19 protein-coding genes are annotated in these 20,794 nt (G+C 53.9%); 8 read left to right on the forward strand and 11 right to left on the reverse strand.

Translation table 11 applies throughout. The annotated features are described in order from the left end of the window. From VIN76_RS13005 to VIN76_RS13020, 4 genes are read right to left on the reverse strand one after another with little or no spacing between them, the layout of a single operon-like run. Positions 1 to 1,209, reverse strand: coding sequence for a CoA transferase (locus tag VIN76_RS13005; RefSeq protein WP_332042281.1), 1,209 nt, complete (start codon positions 1,207 to 1,209; stop codon positions 1 to 3). After that, a complete protein-coding gene (locus tag VIN76_RS13010; RefSeq protein WP_332042282.1) occupies positions 1,206 to 2,387 on the reverse strand; it encodes an acyl-CoA dehydrogenase family protein in 1,182 nt (393 codons plus the stop codon). The genes VIN76_RS13005 and VIN76_RS13010 overlap by 4 nt, the downstream gene beginning before the upstream one ends. A 37-nt stretch (positions 2,388 to 2,424) precedes the next feature. Next, complete coding sequence (locus tag VIN76_RS13015; protein WP_332042283.1) at positions 2,425 to 2,934, reverse strand: MaoC family dehydratase; 510 nt, start codon at positions 2,932 to 2,934, stop codon at positions 2,425 to 2,427. 47 nt (positions 2,935 to 2,981) lie between these two features. Beyond that, positions 2,982 to 3,791 (reverse strand): CoA ester lyase, encoded by an 810-nt coding sequence (locus VIN76_RS13020; protein WP_332042284.1) that lies wholly within the window; start codon positions 3,789 to 3,791, stop codon positions 2,982 to 2,984. A 115-nt stretch (positions 3,792 to 3,906) separates the two neighbouring features. Between VIN76_RS13020 and VIN76_RS13025 the strand changes: the two genes are divergently transcribed. Further along, positions 3,907 to 4,815, forward strand: coding sequence for a DUF1838 family protein (locus VIN76_RS13025; RefSeq protein WP_332042285.1), 909 nt, complete (start codon positions 3,907 to 3,909; stop codon positions 4,813 to 4,815). A gap of 65 nt (positions 4,816 to 4,880) precedes the next feature. On the opposite strand, the gene VIN76_RS13030 is transcribed toward VIN76_RS13025, so the two are convergent. Beyond that, complete coding sequence (locus tag VIN76_RS13030) at positions 4,881 to 5,555, reverse strand: hypothetical protein (protein WP_332042286.1); 675 nt, start codon at positions 5,553 to 5,555, stop codon at positions 4,881 to 4,883. A gap of 136 nt (positions 5,556 to 5,691) precedes the next feature. On the opposite strand from VIN76_RS13030, the gene VIN76_RS13035 reads away from it, so the two are divergent. From VIN76_RS13035 to VIN76_RS13060, 6 genes are all read left to right on the forward strand, one after another. Then, complete coding sequence (locus tag VIN76_RS13035) at positions 5,692 to 8,196, forward strand: TonB-dependent receptor (protein ID WP_332042287.1); 2,505 nt, start codon at positions 5,692 to 5,694, stop codon at positions 8,194 to 8,196. 181 nt (positions 8,197 to 8,377) lie between these two features. Further along, the gene (locus VIN76_RS13040) at positions 8,378 to 9,670 is read left to right on the forward strand and encodes an MFS transporter (protein WP_332042288.1); all 1,293 of its coding nucleotides are present in this window, start codon (positions 8,378 to 8,380) and stop codon (positions 9,668 to 9,670) included. Beyond that, on the forward strand, positions 9,670 to 11,220 hold the full coding sequence (locus VIN76_RS13045) for an FAD-binding oxidoreductase (protein WP_332042289.1): 1,551 nt from the start codon (positions 9,670 to 9,672) through the stop codon (positions 11,218 to 11,220). The genes VIN76_RS13040 and VIN76_RS13045 overlap by 1 nt, the downstream gene beginning before the upstream one ends. A 123-nt stretch (positions 11,221 to 11,343) precedes the next feature. Then, positions 11,344 to 12,399 carry a nitrilase-related carbon-nitrogen hydrolase gene (locus VIN76_RS13050; protein ID WP_332042290.1) on the forward strand — a complete coding sequence of 352 codons (1,056 nt, stop codon included), beginning with the start codon at positions 11,344 to 11,346 and terminating at the stop codon, positions 12,397 to 12,399. Beyond that, the gene (locus VIN76_RS13055; protein ID WP_332042291.1) at positions 12,396 to 13,628 is read left to right on the forward strand and encodes a class I SAM-dependent methyltransferase; all 1,233 of its coding nucleotides are present in this window, start codon (positions 12,396 to 12,398) and stop codon (positions 13,626 to 13,628) included. The genes VIN76_RS13050 and VIN76_RS13055 overlap by 4 nt, the downstream gene beginning before the upstream one ends. Beyond that, the gene (locus tag VIN76_RS13060) at positions 13,625 to 13,987 is read left to right on the forward strand and encodes a hypothetical protein (RefSeq protein ID WP_332042292.1); all 363 of its coding nucleotides are present in this window, start codon (positions 13,625 to 13,627) and stop codon (positions 13,985 to 13,987) included. Before VIN76_RS13055 ends, VIN76_RS13060 begins: the two co-directional genes overlap by 4 nt. A 322-nt stretch (positions 13,988 to 14,309) precedes the next feature. Here the strand turns inward: VIN76_RS13060 and VIN76_RS13065 are convergent, their stop codons facing one another. Continuing rightward, on the reverse strand, positions 14,310 to 15,002 hold the full coding sequence (locus tag VIN76_RS13065) for a hypothetical protein (RefSeq protein ID WP_332042293.1): 693 nt from the start codon (positions 15,000 to 15,002) through the stop codon (positions 14,310 to 14,312). Positions 15,003 to 15,100: 98 nt separating this feature from the next. Here VIN76_RS13065 and VIN76_RS13070 point away from each other — a divergent pair, with 98 nt between their 5' ends. Then, a complete protein-coding gene (locus VIN76_RS13070; RefSeq protein ID WP_332042294.1) occupies positions 15,101 to 15,829 on the forward strand; it encodes a hypothetical protein in 729 nt (242 codons plus the stop codon). Here VIN76_RS13070 and VIN76_RS13075 read toward each other — a convergent pair. Genes VIN76_RS13075 through VIN76_RS13095 form a run of 5 tightly spaced genes read right to left on the reverse strand, consistent with a single transcriptional unit; the run spans position 15,826 to position 20,750 of the window. After that, positions 15,826 to 16,839, reverse strand: a complete 1,014-nt coding sequence (locus tag VIN76_RS13075) for an NAD(P)-dependent alcohol dehydrogenase (RefSeq protein WP_332042295.1) — start codon at positions 16,837 to 16,839, stop codon at positions 15,826 to 15,828. The two genes, VIN76_RS13070 and VIN76_RS13075, sit on opposite strands and share 4 nt — an antisense overlap. Continuing rightward, positions 16,836 to 18,260, reverse strand: a complete 1,425-nt coding sequence (locus VIN76_RS13080; RefSeq protein WP_332042296.1) for an aldehyde dehydrogenase family protein — start codon at positions 18,258 to 18,260, stop codon at positions 16,836 to 16,838. Before VIN76_RS13080 ends, VIN76_RS13075 begins: the two co-directional genes overlap by 4 nt. Further along, positions 18,257 to 19,180, reverse strand: a complete 924-nt coding sequence (locus tag VIN76_RS13085) for a polysaccharide deacetylase family protein (RefSeq protein ID WP_332042297.1) — start codon at positions 19,178 to 19,180, stop codon at positions 18,257 to 18,259. The genes VIN76_RS13080 and VIN76_RS13085 overlap by 4 nt, the downstream gene beginning before the upstream one ends. Further along, a complete protein-coding gene (locus VIN76_RS13090) occupies positions 19,177 to 20,070 on the reverse strand; it encodes a polysaccharide deacetylase family protein (protein ID WP_332042298.1) in 894 nt (297 codons plus the stop codon). Before VIN76_RS13090 ends, VIN76_RS13085 begins: the two co-directional genes overlap by 4 nt. Next, positions 20,067 to 20,750 carry an isochorismatase family protein gene (locus VIN76_RS13095; RefSeq protein WP_332042299.1) on the reverse strand — a complete coding sequence of 228 codons (684 nt, stop codon included), beginning with the start codon at positions 20,748 to 20,750 and terminating at the stop codon, positions 20,067 to 20,069. Before VIN76_RS13095 ends, VIN76_RS13090 begins: the two co-directional genes overlap by 4 nt. Positions 20,751 to 20,794 lie beyond the last annotated feature (44 nt).

Raw genomic sequence — 20,794 nt, forward strand, 5'->3', positions numbered from 1 at the left:
TCAGATCACACCCTTTGCGCGCAGTCCCTCAACCTCATCTGCATCATAGCCGATTTCAGCCAATACAGCATCGCTGTCCGCGCCAAGAAGCGGCGCAGCTTTGTTGGGAAGACGCTTGCCGTTTACCTTGATCGGACTGGACAGAACATCCATTTCCGGCTTGTCCGGATGGCTGATCGTATCGCGCATACCAATGGTTTTCAGCCACGGATTGTCGAGCGCCTGATCAAGATTGTAAACCGGTGCGATTGGAACCAGCCCTTGTAGCAAGCCCTGCCAATGTGCGACATCATGCTCGCCAAAAATAGCTTCCAATATTCCGGAGAGCGTCTCACGGTTTTTCAGACGGTTGGCGGGTGTGTCAAAACGCGGATCATTGATCAATTCGCTATGACCAATTTTCTCAGCAAGGATCGGCCAGAATTTTGGTATCTGCGCCATCACAAACATCCAGCCATCCGCAGCCTTGAACATCTGGCTAGGCGTAGCGGAAGGATGGGCGCCGCGTTTCACGCGCTGGGTCACATCGCCTTCATTCATATACCAAAGCGCGGGATAGCTGGTCTGGTGCACCGCAGCGGACAACAGATCGACATCCACGTCACAGCCTTCACCCGACCGCTGGGCATCCAGCAGCGCGGCCAGCAAACCAACAGCCATTTGCGTGCCGGACATGAAGTCCACCATCGACAGGCCAAACCGGACTGGCGGGCCATCAGGTTCCCCCGTCAAAGCGCAGAAACCGGCCTCGGCCTGCATCAGATAGTCATAGCCCGGCCATTGGGCGCGGTCATTATCGCGGCCATAGGCTGAACAGTGCGCGCAGACGATAGCCGGGTTCACCGATTTCAGGCTCTCGTAATCCAGACCGATTTTGGCTGGCACATCGCCGCGCAAATTATTGGCCATGACATGCGAGTTCTTGACCAGCTTATGCAGGATTTCCATCCCTTCATCGCTTCGCAAATCCAATGTCAAAGACCGCTTATTCAGGTTAAAGCTCTGAAAATAAAGACTTTCCTGATCACGCAGCCAATGCGGCCCCACATGACGGGCCGTATCGCCTCCACCCACTCCATTTTTGGCAGGTGGTTCGATCTTGATAACGTCCGCACCCATCTGCGCAAGATACATGGTGCCATAAGGACCAGCGCCATATTGCTCGGCAGACAGGACTCGAAAACCTTCTAGGGGAAGCTTCTTACTCATGCCGGATTCTGCTTTACCCATTGCTTCGATATAATCATGCGCTGCATTTCGTTGGTTCCCTCACCGATACACATCAGGATTGAATCGCGGTAATAGCGCTCGATATCATATTCCTTGGAATAGCCGTAACCGCCATGAATACGCAGGCTCTCTTCCGAGTTTCGCACAGCAGCTTCAGAAGCAAAATATTTGGCCATACCAGCTTGCATATCGCAGCGTTCACCGCGGTCATACGCTTCCGCCGCATCCAGTGTCAGCAACCGTGCAGCCCGTGCCCGTGTCACCATTTCACCCAGTTTCAACTGGATCGCCTGATGCTCGCAAATGGGTTTGCCCATTGTTTCACGGATCTGTGCATATTCTGTTGCAAGCCGCAAAGACCCCTCGGCAAGCCCGACGCCGCGTGCTGCAACGTTGATACGGCCCAGCTCAAGACCGCCGGTGGCCTGGAAAAAGCCCTTGCCTTCAACCCCGCCGATCAGGTTTTCAGCCGGAATACGATAATTGTCAAAGGTCAGTTCGGCACTGTCGATGGACTTATAGCCCAGCTTGTCGAACTTCTTGCTGACGCCAAAACCTTCGCCCTTGGGCGCGATCATCAGACTCATGCCTTTGTAGCGCGGGTCTGCCTTGGGATCGGTTTTGACGAGCAGCGCGAAACATTCGCCCTGAATACCGTTGGTTATCCATGTCTTGGTGCCGTTGATGACATATTCATCACCTTCCCGGCGCGCAACAGTGCGGATCGCCTGCAAATCGGTTCCGGCATTCGGTTCAGTCAGCGCAAGCCCTCCGCGAATTTCGCCGCTGGCAAATTTGGGAAGCCATTTCGATTTCTGTTCCGAGGTGCCAAAACGCTCGACAGCCGCAGCCATGATCAAATGCGAATTCACGATGCCGGTGATCGCCATCCAATAGGACGAGATATAGGCAATGATCTTGGCATAGGTGGTCGCTGGCAGACCAAGCCCGCCATATTCCTCACTAATTGTGGCGCCGAACAGACCCATTTCGGTCATCTGTGCGACCAGTTCCTTTGGCCAGATATCGCCATGGTCATGCTCCATGACCACCGGTTTCACTTCGCCCTGGACCCATTTTTCAATGGCTTCCAGGAACGCCCGTTCGTCTTCCGGGTCGATTGTTCTTATTTGATTCACTTCTGTGGCACTCGCCATGTTCTACTCCCTTAAACGCGAAATTTTTTCAGCAAACTTAATCGTCAGCGTTGCCAAAACCGCGCTTCCAGATCAGCATCGTCCGCTCGAACGTGCAGACAACATCACCATGCTGGTTTGTACCGATGGTCTTGATTGTCACAATTCCCTGCTCAGGGCGCGATGAAGATTCGCGTTTTTCCAGGACTTCACTCTCTGCATAGAGCGTATCACCCGGGAACATCGGGTTTGTCAGTTTAATCTTGTCCCAGCCAAGGTTGGCAACTGCCTTTTGACTGGTGTCCGAAACACTCATACCCACCATCAAAGCAACGGTTAGCGGCGAACAGATGAGCGGTTTTTTAAACTCGGTTTTCTTGGCAAATTCATAGTCGAAATGCGCAGGGTGAGTGTTCATCGTCAACAATGTGAAATGCACGTTGTCGGTATCGGTAATTGTCCGACCGGGACGGTGTTCGTAAATATGACCTACTTCGAAATCCTCGAAATAGCGGCCAAATGTTTCCCGGAACCGGCCGGGGCTAACTTCAATTACTCCATCACGCATATTAATTATCCTTCTGATTATTTCTATATATCTGTATCTATTGCTTTTTATACCGACGCAAGTATCCGGCGGTATCGTTCCATAATTGGTGCCTCCAGCATTTTTCCGTTATGGGAAATGGCTTTGCCCCCGGCCGCATCATAAGCCGCTACGGCATCCTGTGCTTCCGCAATTTCGACTTCGCTGGGACGCATGGCGGCTTGAATGGCGGGTAACTGCTTGGGATGGATAGCGGCCTTGGCATGGAATCCCATGGCTTTGACGCGGGCGCATTCCTCCGCCAACCCATCTTCATTCCCCATATCGATATAAGGCACATCGATTGCCATGACCTGCGCCGATGCACAGCACATGATGAATGCACCCCGGGCAGCAAGTAGAGGTTCCCACTCCAGCTTCGTGCCCAGTTCTGCGGAGAAATCGCCTCCGCCGAACATCATTCCCGTCACGCCTGCACTAGCCGCGATTTCATCGCCGCTTCGCAAGCCCTTCACCGTTTCGATCAGCGGAACCAGACCATCAATCCGATCGCCCAGAATATTATGTGCGATTTCTACTTCGCTGGCACTCTCCACCATCGGCAGGAAAACCAGCGACGGACAATGGTCACTTGCGGCCAGTGCAAGCAGGTCGGCAAGACCCGCTCTGGTTTTCAATCCATTGATCCGAACAGCCGTCTTTTCGCGATCCAGATCCGCGAGAGCAGCTATAACAGAATCGCGGGCGCTATCCTTCTGATCCGCAGGAACCGAGTCCTCCAGGTCGATACAAATCAGGTCAGCGCCGCTGGAAACCGCCTTTTCAAAGCGCTCCGGACGGCTGGCTGGCACAAAAAGAAAGTTGGTAAAACTGATCATATCATCCAAAATATCGAAAATTGCATATTACTCCTTCACAATTTGTCCGGACAAATCTAAAGTCAACCGGAAAATGGAATTAAATGCATATTTTCAATCTATGGGGAGACACAAAATGAAGCGATATTTCACTCGTTCAGCAGCAATAGCAGCGCTTTCAGCAATGGCGTTTAGCGCCCCTTTGGCGGCGCGAACGCTTGACCCAGAAAAGCCGGAGGACGCTGTTGAAATCTCCAAACGTGTCCAGTGCGGCGAAGCGGATGGCTCCCCTGCAATCTTTCACTGGTCCGGCAAAGTCTATTCACGGGTACAAGGCGAACCGGATCGCAATCTGTTCAACGTCGAAGGGATGAACATTCGCCAGTGCGTCAAAGTTACAGACCCAAAGCGCGGCACGGGATACCGGCAAGTCGCCCGCGAGGTGACATTCTATCTGGACCCTGAAACAAACGAAGTGGTGCGCACTTGGGACAATCCGTGGACCGGAGAAACGGTCAACGTGATGCAAATCGCCAATGATCCGGTGAACATGCGCACGGTCTTCCCCTACTCCACCGACGGCAAAGCGTATAAAATTCCAAACATGCGCCAGCAGGGAAAATGGATGTTGATGCCGCTTGAAATACCGCTTTTTTACCACAACGTGCTGGCAGGTGATTATCAGGATTATGTCGGCAATAAATATCACGCGATGGAAATATTCGATTTCGCGGTACTGGCTGATGAAATTCTCGATACCGACAACCCCACTGCTTATCCCACGGTAAGCTGGATGCGGGTTTCAGACTGGATGCCATGGATGAAAATGCGCGGACGGCAGGGACAGATGGTATTCAATGCCATGGGCACAAAACTCACAAACTATGATGACCTGCCCAAGGTGATCAAGGACGAGATTGCACTCAACCATCCCGAATATACTTCGCCGCCGCCTGCCGACGATGCTCGCCCCAACGAGACAACATGGACCGTATTCAAACAGATGATTGACGCGCAGCGGGCAAAGGAAAAGAGCGGCAAATAGCGCCGCCCTCCACAACAGGTTCCTCCCCCTGAAGGCCGGCCGAAAGACCGGCCTTCTTTTTTGGGTTAGAACGGTTTGATATTACCCAGAAATGCCGTCGCGAGCAGCAGCGCGTAAACCACCCAGACCCAGATTCGGGTGCGGTTCATCGTGGTGAGCAGAGGCACTTCCGTGGCGTCGGATGACCCCTCGGCGATCAGCTTACCAAGCTGTGGCCCAACCGGCTTGAACGCAACGTCGATCATGATTGCTGCGGCAAAGATCAACCCGAACATGAGCGCCTTTGTCGCAAGCCAGACCGGCATCAGCGGAGCGCCCTTGACCAGCGAAATAATACCGAGGCCCAGATAAAATGCTGTCAGGCCTATCCTGAGCCAGCCCTCAATCTTGCGGTCACGGGCTGCCCTTTCTGTCTGGTCATGGCTATGGGCATCCCAGACGAGCCATACCCACAAACCGCCAACCAGCCAGGCCAGCGCAATTGCCCAGACAGGCAAATCCCACCAGCCCCCTGCATCCACCATAGTCAGCGTCAACGGCACCATAAGCGCCCAAGCCGTTCGCGGTACCATGTCCAGATTGACTAGCAGTTGCAGCAGAACCAATCGTTGCGGCAAATCATATTTTTTACGTTTCCTGAAATGCTGCCCCAGCATGAATACCCCGACATCCGCGCCGAGCCACAGCACGAACAGCAACAGATGGATGTAAACCAGTAACTGGTAATATGTGATTGTCATAACCTTCCCTTTTGTAACTTTTTTGCAACAGGCATTTACACTTTTGCATATGTTGCGAATCATTCTCTTGCCAAAGCGAAACAGCCATGTAGATTTGTCCGGACAAATCATAAAGCCAAAGAGAGACACATAGCGCATGAAAAAGCTTCTGCTTACAACGACTGCCGCCATCGGAATGGCCGCAATTTCTCCCGTCCACGCCGCTCAAGCCCAAACAACTGACCAATCCGCAGCCGAATCAAGTGCTGACGAAAACGCTCAGTCAAGTGGCCTCTACGATATCGTCGTAACCGCCCAGCGCCGTCAGGAAAGCGTGCAGGATGTTCCGATCGCGATTAGCGCATTCGACTCCGTCGAGATGGACCGCCGCGGCATATCGAACGCCCTTGATGTCGCACAATATGTTCCAAACTTCATCGGCCTGAACAACACCGGCCTCGGGTCTGCCAACGCCTATTATATCCGCGGCATTGGTAACAGCGAATCGATCGCAACCTTTGACCCGCCCATCGGCACTTATGTTGATGACATTTATCTCAGCCGTCAGAACGCAAATAACCTGTCCCTGTTTGATGTGCAGCGTGTCGAAGTGCTGCGCGGCCCACAAGGCACGTTGTTTGGCCGCAATACTACGGGCGGCGCGGTAAACCTGTTCATGAAAGAGCCGGGTGATGAAATCGCAGGCTATGTCGAAGCAGGTTACGGCAGCTACGAACGTTATATGGCCCGCGCATCTATTGATATTCCCCTCGCAGACACTTTTGCAGTCAAACTGTCCGGCTATTTTCAGGACGATGAAGGCTACGCCAAAAATACCACGACCGGCGATCGCACGAACGAGGGTGACGGATGGGGCGTCCGCCTCGGTTTCCGCGGAGAGCTGTCCGACACAACGCGCTGGACCGGTTCTTATATGCACATCAATAGCAAAGCTATGAATGTGGTGAACTTCGATTGTGATCCGGCCGATCCGACCAATTGCGATGGCCGGTTTGTTACAACCGGACTTACCAAGAACAGTAACTTCGGCGGCTTGCTGTCTGGAAAGAAAGACGGCTTCGGACTTGATAACGAAACCAATATGGATTTCGTTTCCTCGAATCTGGAATTCGGCAGTGGCGAGGATATTTCTGTCAACGTCATCACCGGCTATGTCTATACAACGCAGGATTATGCGATCGATTTTGCAGACGGACGCGGCCTGCCGAGCTTGGCAAACCCTGTCCCGTCTGTGCAAGGTTACGCTCTGGGTGGATTCACCGTTGCCAATGAAGGTGAATTTTCACAATTTACGCAAGAAGTGAAGGTCAATGCTTCGCTAGCTGATGGGCTCATTGATCTCGTCGGGGGCGTGTTCTATTTCGAAGAAGACAATTATACCGATCTGGGTGATGTTTTTACACTGCCTATTGGTCCCGACGGCGATCCGCGCGTATTTGCTGACCGAGCGATACGTAGCTCTACTCGCGCCTATGCGGGATATTTACAGGGTGATCTGAACATTACCGACCAACTGACGTTAACTGCCGGTGTTCGTTATACGGATGAAACGAAAAAGTTCAGCATCCGCGACAATCGCGCCGATTGTAACGATGGTTCGTTTGGAACCGATTGCCTCAGCGACGTGAACATGATCGCCAGTAACGGCGTGCCAATTCCGCGTGAAATGACCACCAAACTCTGGACCCCGCGATTCGCCGTAAATTATCAGGTCGATCGTGACCTATTGCTCTTTGCGTCCGCAACGCGCGGGTTCAAATCCGGCGGCTGGAACGCACGTGGTGTCACAAATCAGGAGTTGCTGCCATTTAGTCCCGAAAAAGCGTGGAGCTATGAAGCAGGTATCAAGTCGGAACTGTTCGACAACCGTTTACGGGTGAACCTCACCGCTTATTATCTGGACGTTGCGGATCTACAGACACCAGCCGGTTTTGTCGGCGAGGGCGGTGCTGTTGCGTTTATTACCCGCAATTTCGCCGACTATGTCAACAAGGGTATCGAGCTGGAAATCAATGCTGCCCCAGTCGATGGTCTTAGCCTATTTGCTTCCGCAGGTTATCAGGATGACAAATACAAGATTGATCGCGATGCACCTCTGTTCGACGAATATGGCGTAAGCTCTGTGGCAAGTCAGCAAGCGGCTTGTCTGGCGCAACTCGCTGCAGGTCTCATCCCCGGCGGCGGCGCTAGTGAGGCAGCAAGTTGCGGTGCCGGTATTGTTGCACCGGATGGTAGCATTGCTGAACCAACCCGTACTCCCGATTTCAGCTTTTCTTTCGGCGGTAGCTATGAAGCGCAATTCGGTAACGGACTGTCACTTATTCCGGCAGTCAATGTTAGCTGGCGCGGAAAAAGTGATGTCGCAACGAATAACGTGAGCTTTTACACAGGCGGAATTACAAGCTCTACCGGCACTTCATTCCCGTCCAATCCTTATGACGGCGATTTTATCACCGGATCACTCAGCAAGGCACGCTGGATCGTGAACAGCAATATTACGCTGAAGAGCATTGATGGCTGGTCCTTTTCAGCAGAATGCGCCAACTGCCTGGATCAGGAATCGGTGGATACTTCGCTTGCGAACTACAGCTATCTCAACGCGCCACGCACTTTCCTTCTGAAAGGGCGCTTTGAATTTTAAATGACTTGATTAGGGGTATATATCTACCGGAACTCTTAGGGGTTCCGGTAGATTATCCGCTCTGCGCCTTATTCAAGCTTTCTCTATTCAGATATAATGTTTGCCACCTATAAAGCTTTTAGTGGCATCGCAGCCAAATAGCGCTATAGTTGTCCGGACAAATTCTATATTAGGGATGCGTATGGCTGAAAACACGGAAATCCGTAACGAATTTTCCAAAGGGTGGACCATCCTGCTCGCCGGTGTTCTTGGAGTCGCATGCGGGGCTTCACCGCTACCCTTTAATGTTATCGGGTTTACTGTTGAGCCAATGATCGAGGAGTTCGGCTGGAGCCGGACGCAGATCCTTTTCCCAATCACAATTTTCGGCATTATTGCCGCTTTGCTTGCGCCATTTTTTGGATCGCTGGCGGACAAATACGGTGTTCGCAAAGTCGCGCTCTATTCATTGCTTGCATTTGGCCTGTCCTTTGCTGCGGTTGCGCTCACGCCAACTGCTAAGGTCACATCCACACTATATCTTTATTATGCACTATGGGTCGTCGTGGGCGTGGTTGGAATCGGTTCCACCCCGGTCACTTGGAGCCGCGCCATCAATCTGTGGTTTTACAAACATCGCGGACTGGCTCTGGGTATCCTGCTAATGGGTACCAGCCTTGCGGCAATGGTGGTGCCTAAGCTCGCTGTCTGGGTAATTGAAAGCTACGGCTGGCGGGAGATGTTCGCCGTTGTCGCGCTTCTGCCGCTCATCATCGCGCTTCCTGTCGGATATTTTTTATTCCGCGAGCCCAAACCAGAGGAGCGGCCCAAAGCAATATTGAGCGATTCCGGTAACCTGGCAGGTGTGACCTTGCGGGTGGCGCTAAAAGATTACCGTTTCTGGCTGATCTGGGTGTCCGTAGCCATCATCGCTGCGGCTTTCGGCGGGGCTTTCATCAACTTGCCGACCATGTTGTCCGATCGCGGCCTGGAAGCGCAGGCAGCGGCCTCTATCATGGGAATATTGGGCATTGGCATATTTGTCGGCCGCCTTGTCACAGGGGCGTTGCTGGACCGGTTCTGGCAAGGGTTCGTCGCCTTTCCCCTGCTCTGCTTGCCCGCGCTGTCATGCTATATTCTTCTCGGTAATGATATTACCTTCCTCAGCGCCGCGCTTGCAGGCTTCCTGCTCGGATTTGCAGCGGGCGCGGAAAGCGACCTGATTGCCTACCTGACCGGTCGCTATTTTGGCATGGCCAATTACGGAAAAATCTATGGCATGCTTTATATGCCCTTTGGTATTTTCAACTCACTTTCACCCATTATTTACGCCAGCGTCCGCGACAATACGGGAAGTTATAATGCGATATTATTTGTCGCTATCTTCGCGTTTGTCATTGGTGGCGGAATATTGCTTCTGCTGGGCCGCTATCCGGAAAATTTCCCGGAAGCTGGCACTGCCCCCACTGACAAACCCATAGGAGTACAAGCATAATGGCAACTCAAGCAAATCCCGGCGCGGCCGAGTTGATCGCTGCAACCGGAGTCGAGGTTTTAACCGACGACGACACATTGAATTTCTACGCACATGACGTTTATGAACGCGGAGCAGATTTGCTGGCCGTTGTGCGTCCGAAGAATAAGGAAGAACTCTCGGCGGCTGTCGCGGCGACGACGGCCCAGAATATTCCGGTAATTCCGCGCGGCGGCGGGATGAGCTATACTGGCGGCTACACAACGAAACAGCCGGGCGCAGTGTTATTCGATCTGGCTGCAATGAACCGGGTTCTTGACATTAACGAAACGGATATGACCGTGACGGTCGAGGCAGGCTGCACCTGGGCAAGCCTTTATGAAACGCTGCAACCCAAGGGCTTGCGCACGCCGTTCTGGGGGACATTGTCCGGCCTGAAAGCCAGCATCGGCGGCGGCATGAGCCAGAACTGTCTGTTCTGGGGAACCGGCCGCTATGGCACCGCCGCGCAAAGCTGCATCTCGATGGAAGTTGTGCTGGCCGACGGCACGATCCTGAAAACCGGCAGCGAGTTTACCCGGCATTATGGTCCCGATCTGACCGGATTGTTCCTGGCCGACACGGGCGCATTGGGCATGAAGGCCACGATCACCATGCCGCTGATCCCCGAAGCCAAGGCCCATGGCTATGCCAGTTTCAGCTTTGAAACCTATGAAGACACCCTCACTGCCCTCGCAGCGATCGAGCGGTCCGGCACGAGCACGGAATGTTTCGGCTTTGACCCCAATCTGAACGCCATCCGCATGAGACGCGACAGCCTGGCCAGCGATGCCAAGGCGCTTGGCAATATGATGAAGAAACAGGGTTCTGTCTGGGGCGCGATCAAGGAAGGCGCAAAGGTCGTCACCGCTGGCCGCAACTTCATGGATGAAGCGAAATTCTCGCTGCACGTCCTGACCGAAGGACGCATTCAGGCTGCAGCGGATGACGATCTGGCAAGCGCTCGCAAAATGGCGCTGGCCCATGGTGCGACCGAAACCGAGAATACGATTCCGAAAATCGTCCGTGCAAATCCCTTTGGTCCGCTCAATTCCATGCTTGGTGCTGGCGGCCAGCGCTGGGCACCTATCCACGGTATGCTCCCCCATTCAAAAGCGGTCGCCTGTTACGAAGCGATCGAAGCGCTGTTTGACAAGCATCGCGCTGAAATGGATGAAGTCGAGATGTTCACCGGCACGCTGATTTCTTCGGTTGGCGGGTCCGGTGTCATTATCGAACCATGCCTCTATTGGCCCGATGCTTCAAATCCCGTGCACAAGGATAGCATGGAGGACGCGCATTTCGCTAAATTGCCAAAGCTGGATGCAAATCCCGCCGCATGGGCAATGGCGCAGAAAATGAAAAAAGCGCTGGTCGATCTGTTTTACGAACAGGGGGCGGCTCATTTGCAAATTGGCCGGACCTATCGTTACCGCGACAGCCTGTCCCCTGCGGCAGATGCGCTGCTACAGGATCTGAAAAAATCAGTCGATCCAAAAGGCCTGATGAACCCCGGATCTTTGGGCCTATAAGAGGTTTGCAGGCACGCTATGGACTTTGACCGGAGACAGATAATCGCAGCGGCAATTTACGCATCGGCTTCCGCATCGTCCGGCGTGTTGGCCGCCTCCGGGAAAGTGAGTAAAGAAAAGAACATGACCGAAATCAAAACTTATTCCGCCGTCGCCATGCAACTGGCCGCCCGTTCGATCGAGAATGCACCGGACAAAGCGACTGCCCGCACGCAGATGATGGACCTGATCAAGGAAGTGGAAGGCAAGATTCGTTCTTCCTGCATCTTCATCCAGCAATATGCCGGTAATCCGGTTAAGCTGGCGGTGCTTCCCGAATATCTTTTGACCAGCTATCCGGGACGGATTTCAATCCCCGATTTCGCGGACAAGGCTGCGCTCGAAATCAACGGGCCGGAATATGAAGCGATGGGCGCTATGGCACAGCGGCTGAATATCTTTATCGCCGGCAATGCCTATGAAACGGACGAGAATTTTCCAGGCCTGTATTTTCAGGCCTGTTTCATCATCGCCCCTTCGGGTGATGTTGTGCTGCGTTACCGCCGGCTCAACAGCATGTTTGCGCCAACTCCGCATGATGTCTGGTCAAAATATCTCGATATTTACGGCCTCGACGGCGTATTCCCGGTTGCGAAGACCGAGATTGGCAATCTTGCAGCCATTGCATCAGAGGAAATTCTTTACCCCGAAATCGCCAGAGCACTAGCCCTGCGCGGAGCCGAAGTCTTTGCCCATAGCAGTTCCGAAATCGGCTCCCCGCTCGATACGCCAAAGGATATTGGCAAGCGCGCACGGGCACAGGAAAATATGGCCTATGTCGTGTCTGCCAACACCGCTGGCATCCGTGACAGCTCTATGCCTCTCGCTTCGGCAGACGGCAACAGCATGGTCGTCGATTACAAGGGCCGGGTGATGGCGGAATCGAACACTGGCGAAACATTTACCGCCTTTGCCGACATCAATCTCGAAGCACTCAGGGCAGCGCGGCGCAAGCCGGCCATGACCAATTTTCTAGCGCGTCAACGGCTTGAACTTTTCGCCCCGATTTATTCCGGAATCTCGCCGCAAAAGGCCGATGGTTTGATCCAGAACAATGACATTCAGACCCCGGATCGCGATTATTTCCTCCGGACTCAGGAAGAGTCCATTGAACGTATGATAAAGGCTGGTTTGATATGAGTAATGATAACAAGCTCGATGTAGCTCCTCCCTATAATGCAGTGGCCCGGCACGGTGTGTCGCCCATCGCATCCCATGATGAAATTGCCCGGTTTGACTTCCTCGCCAATTTCAACAAATTCATGTCGAACGCGCTCGGCGCTGGCAATAAACTGGCATATGACACACGCGTCTTGCCAAAGTTCCGCAATGAACATGGCCGTGATCCCAAAGACCGGTTTGAAATTCGCCACGCGATGAACGATGACCCGTTTCACAGATTATGGTCTGCGCTGAAACGCAACTCCATGGAAATGCGCCAGCAAAACGGCCGTGCCATGACCCTGCGCCAGATTGACGAACTCAACGCCAAAGCGCGTCAGTTTAACGAAGGGCGCGATACGCTGGAACTCAATCCGGAAATCGAAGTCCCGCGCTATCAAAGCGCCGTTGACATTCACTGTATGCCCGGAAGCTATCACGGTGAAGAAACCCCCGGCGATATTTCAGCCGGTGCCAATTATGATTGCGGCATTTTCGCAACCACGGCCGGCGGCCTTGGCGCGCTTAATGATGGCGGTGGTCAGGCACTGGTCGAGTGGATTAAGGCTACACGCCCCGGCTGGAAGCCGCGCCGCATATTGGATGTAGGCTGCACCACCGGCCACAATATTGTGCCTTTGGCGCTGGCCTTCCCTGATTGTGAAGTCATTGCTATCGACACCGCTGCGCCGATTTTGCGCTTTGCCCATGCAAGAGCACAATCGCTTGGTGCGACGAACATTAAATTTATTCAGGCCAATGCCGAGGATTTATCCCGCTGGGGCGACGGCACATTTGACTGGGTTCAGACCACGATGTTCCTGCACGAAACCAGTGGCAAGGCTTTGCCAAAAATCCTTTCCGAATGTTACCGTGTGCTGGCCGATGACGGCTTGATGCTGCATCTGGAACAGCCGGAATATACCGACGAAATGCCACTTTTCGAGCAGTTCCTGCGCGACTGGGATGCGTTTAACAATAACGAGCCATTCTGGTCATCCATGCACGCGCTCGACATGAAGGACGAGATGATCGCTGCCGGATTTGACAGCAGCGAATTGTTTGAAACCGGCGTCCGTGCGGTTGTGGACCGGGAAATCTTCCCAGAAGCGCCTACGGGTGAAAATGAAGACCATGGCCGCGCCGCCTATTGGCACGCTTATGGTGCATGGAAAAATAGTAGCCAGATGCAGGAGGCCGCAGAATGACCGAACAAGTTTTCGACTGGATGGCAGCAGCCAATAAAAGAGCCAAAGGCAAGCGTCCGAGCTATTTCGATGCGCCGGAAAGCGACCGGATACTTTCTATCCTGATGTCTGTCGTCGGGGAAGTCTCCGTTCTTCGTGAACGCATGGATACGGTTGAACGCCTGCTGGAAACAAAAGGCACAATCACCCGCGAAGATATTGAAGGCTACACGCCGGACAAACAGGCTGCCTATGAACGCGGCGTAATGATCCGCGAATATATCTACCGCGTCATGCGCGGCCCGCACCAGATGGTCGAGGAAATGCAAAATCCTGATCGTCCGGTCGAAGAAATCAGTGAAGAACTGAAAGAGATATAACAGGGGGTTCGGGCGGCCTGATACCGGTCTGGTAAAACGGACCTGATATCGGCCGCCTTAACTTTTGCGCTAAAGCGTTTGATAATCGTTTGATAAGGGTGCGTTATACGCGCCCTTTTTTGTGCCTGGACCTTGCACTCAGAACGATTCCCAAGCCCTTCACTCATCCGCCATTCCTGTGCAGGCGGGAATCCAGCTTCCTTGTTTTATTTCCCGCCAGCGCCGGAATGTAATCTAGCCTATGACAAACCCCCAAAACGCAAAAGGCGCGCCATGCGGATTACCGCAGGCGCGCCCTTTAATGTTTGCAACGGGTGTTGCTTTAGAACGGCTTCACAGCTCCGAGGAAGCAGACCCCGGAAATGGTGATCCAGTAAATATAGGCTGCGATACGGCCTTGTCCGATTTCTCTTTCCAGAGCGGCTTCTTCCGCTGCATTTGGTCCCTGTGCGAGAACCTGGAACCGCATGGTCCAGCGGCGCATAATGACCCGCAGGAACAGACCAATGCAAAGAGCAAAAGCGTAAAGCGCGATTTTGGTCGGATACCAGAAGCTTCCTTCACCCGATTCGACCGGTCCGCTGCCACCAAAAGCCATGAACGAAAAGAGGAACAGAACAGCGATCAACGGATAGCGCAGATATTCTTCGATCTTCGTGATCTTGATACCAATATCGGTTTGCCGTTTGATAAAGGCTGCCCAGGTCATCGCCAGCCAGACAGCGAAGAACAGCCACATCCACCAGACGCCCGCTCCTTCAAGAAACGGCACGAAACCATATAGTTTACCCATATGCAGACCGAGTGGCAGCAACAGCACGATACCGGTGCGCGCCAAAATATCGATGCGATATGCGGTTTCCATATGCCGCCGTCTCTCATCAAGCGCCAAATTGCGGTTGGTGACATGATAGCTGGTCTGGAAAACGCCCCATTCGCCGCCTAGCCAGTAAACCATTGCCAGAATATGTATCCAGCGCAGGATACTGAGTTCGTTTGCAGTTAGAAATTCCATGATGGACCCCTTTAATCTTTCATCATGGTATTTGTCCGGACAAATTCTTCTTGGCAAGCGAAAAATGCACTGGCATGGTGAATATAAGGAGATATTTGATGAAGCACCGTATTATTGAAGGCCGACTGGAATATACATCACGCAAACCGGAGATGGAGGGTAAAAACCGCGGTTTTGAAACCTTTATGTTTACGCGCCATGGTGACGGCAAGGTCACAATGCGCGCTCATTGCGAAATATATGAGCCGGAACCGACAGTGATGCGTGATATCATCTATTCACTGGACGAACATAACCAGCCAATGGATCTGCATGTGCGGCTGACGGTTGGAGATGCGTTCATGGGGTCAGGCTGGATGCGCTTTGACGGCCAGCATGTCGAAATGGAATCATACGGCCCGTCTATCGGGCGCTTGTCCCAAAAGGTTGAGGCGGAATTGCCCCTGACCGGTTTTGGCACCCATCCCATCGTATCGGACGGCTATATGCTCTCTACCCTGGACTGGAAGGAAGGGGATAAAAGGCTGCTCAATTTCTACCTCCCCTCCCCCGACCATCGCGGGGCGACACCGCCGCAAATTGCGCAGGTAAAAATCGGCGCGATCTATATTGGCAAGGAAGAAATCACCGTTCCGGCCGGAACATTCCAGTGCAAGCATCTCCAGTTCATTGACGATGCCAGCATCATTCCGGGAACCGGCGGAATGGCGGGCGAGCATCCTCCTTATGATGTCTGGATCACCGACGACGAAGACGGCATTTTCGTGCAAGGCGGCGTTGGCGGCTATATGATGACCTGGTACGAACTGGCCGAGTTAAAACGCTAGAGCGTAATCATCACCTTACCCATGTGGTCGCCGCTTTCCAGATATGTGAAAGCGGCGGGAGCGTCATCGAAAGTGAATTTCCGGTCGATGAGCGGCTCTAGACCGGTGCGGGAGATCAGATCGACCAGTTCGCCCAGCATCTCCCGGTTACCGGCAGTAATGCCCTTCATGGTCACATTTTTGCCAATGAGGCCCGCAAGCTGCGGCACTTTATCAAGCTGACCGGACAAGGCCCCGATCAGTGCGATCCGGCCATTGGGCGCGCAGGCCGCAATGCTTTGTTCAATCGAGTTGAGGCCCGCGGTTTCAACAATAATATCCGCGCCGCGTCCGCCTGTTTCAGCCATAAGCGCAGTGGGCCAGTCTTCATTCTCGCGGTAATTGACGCAAAAATCCGCACCCATCGCTTTGCAGCGCTCCAACTTGTCATTGCTGGAAGATGTAATCGCTACCTGTGCGCCAAGTGCCTTGGCAATCTGAAGGGTCAATATCGATACGCCGCCTGTCCCAAGGGTGAGCACAAGGTCGCCCTTTTCCAAACCGCCGAACGCACAAATGCAATTCCAGATCGTGCTACCCGCCGCCGCTATGGACGCAGCCGCGTCATCGCTCACTCCATCCGGAACCGCGATAATGGCATCTGCAGGCATTATTATTGTCTCGGCCAGCCAGCCATCACGGCTGATCCCAAGGTCTTGCCCGAATATTGCCGGTGTAAACTTGCCGTCCAGCCAGGTGACGAAATTGGGCGCGATAACCCTTTGACCAATTTCCACCCCGGAAACATTGTCACCAAGCGCGGTCACACTGCCAACACCGTCTGACACGGGAATGCGGTCCTCCGATTTCAGGGCGCCATATTGTCCTTTCAGCGTGAGCAGATCGCGGTGGTTCAGGCAGACCGCATGAACCTTTACCGCAACCTCGCCCGGACAGGGAGTGGGCGTATCACGCTCCACCAGACGCAGACTGTCCAGCCCGTCTTGCGGCCCTATTTCATAGGCTCTCAAGCAAAATTCTCTTCGGCAAAGCTGGCGATCTGCGCCGCTTCACCCGTTTGGCGCATGAGAACGCGGCTGCGGAAGAATCGCAGCAAACCGCTTTCCCCCATCCGTGATGCGCCAAGGCCGGAGTAACCGAAACTCGATTTCTCCGCTTCCCAGACCATGCCGGTGAGCGAGCCATCATTGATGGAAACCGCGCCTACGTTAAGCTTTCCAGCGACTTTTTCCGCCTGCTCAACCGACGCGCTGATGACCGCTGCCGACAAGCCGAATTTGCTGGCATTGGCCTGTGCAATCGCCTCTTCCACATCATCATAGATGGTGACAGGAATGACCGGACCGAAATTTTCCTCGCGGATAATATCCATATCCGCCGTAACCTTGGTCAGCACCGTGGGCCGAAGATATTGGCCACCGCCGAGATTCTCGACCTTACCGCCCGTCAGGATTTCCGCACCCTTGGAAACTGCCTGATCGATCTGGCTCTGTGTAAGCTCAGCCTGTTTGCCGAAAATAAACGGCCCGATATGGCCTTGCTTTATATCCGGATAGTTGAGCTGAACCGCTTCCGCTTTTTCTTTCAATGCGGCCAGGAAATCGTCTGCGATAGAGCGTGCGACATAAACCCGCTCAATCGATTGGCAGGCTTGACCCGTGTTCACAATGCTTGCGCGCAAGGCAATAGCGGCGGCTTTGTCCGGATCGGCATCGCTCAGGATGATCATAGGGTCTTTGCCGCCAAGCTCCAGACTGGCGGGAATGAAGGCCGCAGCAGCCGCTTCGCCAACCTTTCGGCCGGTGGCGACTGATCCCGTGAAGCATATATAATCGGAATTGCCGACCATCGCAGCGCCTGTGGCTCCGTCACCTTCGATAAAGGATAGAACCTTCGCCAATTCAGGAATCGCGCGCACTGTTTCCATCAACGGCTTCATGAAGCGCGGCGTCACTTCCGACGGTTTGATAAGCACCGCACAGCCCGCCATCAGCGCCGGAACCGCGTCGATCAGGGCAAGTGTCATCGGGAAGTTCCACGGACTGATAACGCCAACCAGTTGATAAGGCACAAGCTGGGTCGAAGTCGTGATGGTCTGGTGCGATGTAGGCTGCCCGGTGGGCTGTCCCGCATCAATCAGCTTCGGCGCCCGTTCGGCCCAGCGGCGGATCTGGTCCGGCACACCGCCAGCCTCTATCCTTGAAATGCCCCCGCGTCCGGTATCATCGGTCAATGCCGGGATGATCTGTGGCAAAGCCGCCTCGATTGCATCGGCCCATTGCCGCATGATGTCGCCGCGCTCTTGCGATGTTTTGGCCGCCCAATCGGGCTGTGCTTGCCGCAAGCGCTGCGCCTCGGCAGCTACAGCATCGGCATCCAGCGGCGCAATTTCGTAATCGGCTTCTCCGGTGCGGGGGTTGACGACTTTCATTGCTGTGCCTTCCATGTATCAAATATTTCATCACCGCGGGCAAAAGCAATATCGGTGCGCCCGGCAAAACCGGCGATCAGCTTTTCAAAAGCTGCAATCCGGTAGGGCAGACCCATGATATAAGGCGTGATGTGCATGGGCAGCATGCGGCCACCATGCGCCTTGGCTTCACCCAATAGCCAGTCTGCGGCATCGATCATCTGCTGAGCATAGCTGTCCACCGATTGCTGTTGCACATTGATAATCTGGCGATCCGACAATTCATGGTTCAGCGGAATATTGGCGATAGTGCCAGCATCCGTCTGAAACGCATAAGGCAGTTCATCATTTGCCCAGTCGCACATATAATCGGCGCCTGCCTCCACCAGCAGCCTTGCCGTGTTAAAGCTTTGCGACCGTGCAATAGACAGCCAACCGCGCGGACGTGTTCCGGTCACTTTTTCAAGCGTATCGAACGATCCGTTGATAAGCGTGCGCTCATCCGCTTCGTCCACGCCGCTGGCAATCGTGCCATTCATGTCGGTGCTGTGCGCGACAATTTCATGTCCGCCAGCGATAATATCTTCGATCAGCTCCGGATAGCGTTCAGCGATGACGCTGTTGGCTGCGACCGATATTTTCGCGCCGACTTTCTCGAACGCACCGAGCAGCCGGTATATACCGATCCGCGTGCCATATTCGCGCGCCGTATAATGGCGATAGTCGGGATAAGCGGTTTGCATGTGCCCCGGCGCACGAAACGGCTGATCCTGCGGCACCATCGGAAAATATTCCAGGCTGATGACCGGCCAGATCAGCAGCTTTTTTTCATCCGGCCAGGTGACGGGCGGACGTTGATGCATGATCGAATAGTCATAATACTCATGGTCCATCCCGCGCCGGCGTTTGGGATATTCAAGATAGCTGGGGTCCAGGCTCATTTTGCGTCTCCCATTTGTGCCCGAAATGCGTCGACAATATCACCGGCCTTGGTAATCCACGCCCGGCCATCTCCCGCAATATGTTCCAGAACCTCTTCAAAAGGCCCTATCCGGTGCGGCTGACCGATCAGATAGCTGTGGAGCGGAATGCACATCACGGTGCCCGATTGCGCGCCTTCGTCTGCCAGGCGGTCATATTGCCGGATCAGCGTGTCGGCATATTCGCGCGGGCTCATGTTATAAATGAAAAAGCCGTAATGGTCGTTGACTTCAAGGCTGTAAGGAATGGCCGTTAGCTGGCCCGATTTCACCTTAACACTGGTCGGCTGGTCATCGTGATAGAGGTCGCAGGTATAATCCAGCCCATATTCGGCGATCAGATCAAGCGTGCGCGGTGTGTGGGTCAGCGCGGGGGCCAGCCAGCCGCGAATACGCTGGCCAGTGGCGCGCTCGACCGTCTCGATGGAATCCTCGATAATTGCGCGCTCCTGCGCTTCGTCCATTCCATAGGAATAGCGGGTGTTATAAATACCGTGGCTGAAAAATTCCCAGCCGCGCTGGCTCGCATCTTCCACAACTTCCGGAATATGGTCACACAAAGCAACCGACAGGCTGACCGATCCCGGAAAGCCGTGCTTGCTCATCATCTCTGCCATGCGCCAGTGCGACACCCGGTTGGCATGGTCGCGGTGGCTGTAACCCACTACATCCGGATGGGGCTTGGCCCAGCTTTTGCGGTGCGGATTGACCGCGGGGTCCAGCTCGTAAAACTCCAGATTGGGAGCAACCCATACCGCGCAGGTTTTGCCATCCGGCCACGAGATTTTGGGACGACCGCGATAGGGCAGATAATCGTAAAGACCGGGATCGGCTTTTTGTGCTTCGCTCATGATTGTGCTTCCAGCCAGTCAATCACCGTCTGCACCGGCTCGACATCCGCATATTTGATCTGCAGGTCGGTAAGGTTGGCGAAATGGTAGCTTTCATGCTTGTCCGCGCAGGTTTCAATAGGGACAATCGTGCGATAACCATAGCTCAGCGCATCAACCGCTGTCGCGCGGACGCAGCCGGATGTTGAACCGCCGGTGACTACAACCGTATCCACCTTGTGCCAGACGAGATAGCTTGCCAGTTGTGTTTCAAAAAACGCACTCGGCATACGCTTGGTATATTGCAGGTCGTCGCTATGGACTTCGCAGCGGGGGTCCAGTTTATGCCGTTCGCTGCCATATTTGATATTTTGAAGGCTGTCTTCGGTATCGGTCCGCGTGCCCCACACTCCGGCGTCGCCCGCGTCGTCCTTATAGGCCACCCGGCTCCATATCACCGGCATGTTTTTCGCCCGCGCCAGAGCCGAGATCCGGTTGATATAATCAATCTGATTCGAATCGGTCTCATAAGCGGTCTTGAACATGTCCATGCGTGTATAAGCCTGCTGCACATCGACATTTATGATGGCGAGCTTGTCACCAAAGCCGAATTTCTTGCGTGCCGGGTTGTTCATCAGTTCTTCGAAGATTTCCCGCGCTGTGCGGCCATCTTCTACCATTTTCGTACCTTTTACATTCATAAAAAATCTCTCCGGAATCGATAAAAACATATTAAACAACAGAA

Source organism: Parasphingorhabdus sp. (assembly GCF_036568145.1).
Taxonomy (GTDB): domain Bacteria; phylum Pseudomonadota; class Alphaproteobacteria; order Sphingomonadales; family Sphingomonadaceae; genus Parasphingorhabdus.

Coding starts and splice junctions, on each gene's coding strand:
- VIN76_RS13070 (WP_332042294.1), top strand. CDS start 15,101: ATGAAGCACCGTATTATTGAAGGCCGACTGGAATATACATCACGCAAA.
- VIN76_RS13010 (WP_332042282.1), bottom strand. CDS start 2,387: ATGGCGAGTGCCACAGAAGTGAATCAAATAAGAACAATCGACCCGGAA.
- VIN76_RS13015 (WP_332042283.1), bottom strand. CDS start 2,934: ATGCGTGATGGAGTAATTGAAGTTAGCCCCGGCCGGTTCCGGGAAACA.
- VIN76_RS13005 (WP_332042281.1), bottom strand. CDS start 1,209: ATGAGTAAGAAGCTTCCCCTAGAAGGTTTTCGAGTCCTGTCTGCCGAG.
- VIN76_RS13035 (WP_332042287.1), top strand. CDS start 5,692: ATGAAAAAGCTTCTGCTTACAACGACTGCCGCCATCGGAATGGCCGCA.
- VIN76_RS13090 (WP_332042298.1), bottom strand. CDS start 20,070: ATGAGCGAAGCACAAAAAGCCGATCCCGGTCTTTACGATTATCTGCCC.
- VIN76_RS13095 (WP_332042299.1), bottom strand. CDS start 20,750: ATGAATGTAAAAGGTACGAAAATGGTAGAAGATGGCCGCACAGCGCGG.
- VIN76_RS13065 (WP_332042293.1), bottom strand. CDS start 15,002: ATGGAATTTCTAACTGCAAACGAACTCAGTATCCTGCGCTGGATACAT.
- VIN76_RS13040 (WP_332042288.1), top strand. CDS start 8,378: ATGGCTGAAAACACGGAAATCCGTAACGAATTTTCCAAAGGGTGGACC.
- VIN76_RS13055 (WP_332042291.1), top strand. CDS start 12,396: ATGAGTAATGATAACAAGCTCGATGTAGCTCCTCCCTATAATGCAGTG.
- VIN76_RS13045 (WP_332042289.1), top strand. CDS start 9,670: ATGGCAACTCAAGCAAATCCCGGCGCGGCCGAGTTGATCGCTGCAACC.
- VIN76_RS13060 (WP_332042292.1), top strand. CDS start 13,625: ATGACCGAACAAGTTTTCGACTGGATGGCAGCAGCCAATAAAAGAGCC.
- VIN76_RS13020 (WP_332042284.1), bottom strand. CDS start 3,791: ATGATCAGTTTTACCAACTTTCTTTTTGTGCCAGCCAGCCGTCCGGAG.
- VIN76_RS13030 (WP_332042286.1), bottom strand. CDS start 5,555: ATGACAATCACATATTACCAGTTACTGGTTTACATCCATCTGTTGCTG.
- VIN76_RS13085 (WP_332042297.1), bottom strand. CDS start 19,180: ATGAGCCTGGACCCCAGCTATCTTGAATATCCCAAACGCCGGCGCGGG.
- VIN76_RS13050 (WP_332042290.1), top strand. CDS start 11,344: ATGACCGAAATCAAAACTTATTCCGCCGTCGCCATGCAACTGGCCGCC.
- VIN76_RS13080 (WP_332042296.1), bottom strand. CDS start 18,260: ATGAAAGTCGTCAACCCCCGCACCGGAGAAGCCGATTACGAAATTGCG.
- VIN76_RS13025 (WP_332042285.1), top strand. CDS start 3,907: ATGAAGCGATATTTCACTCGTTCAGCAGCAATAGCAGCGCTTTCAGCA.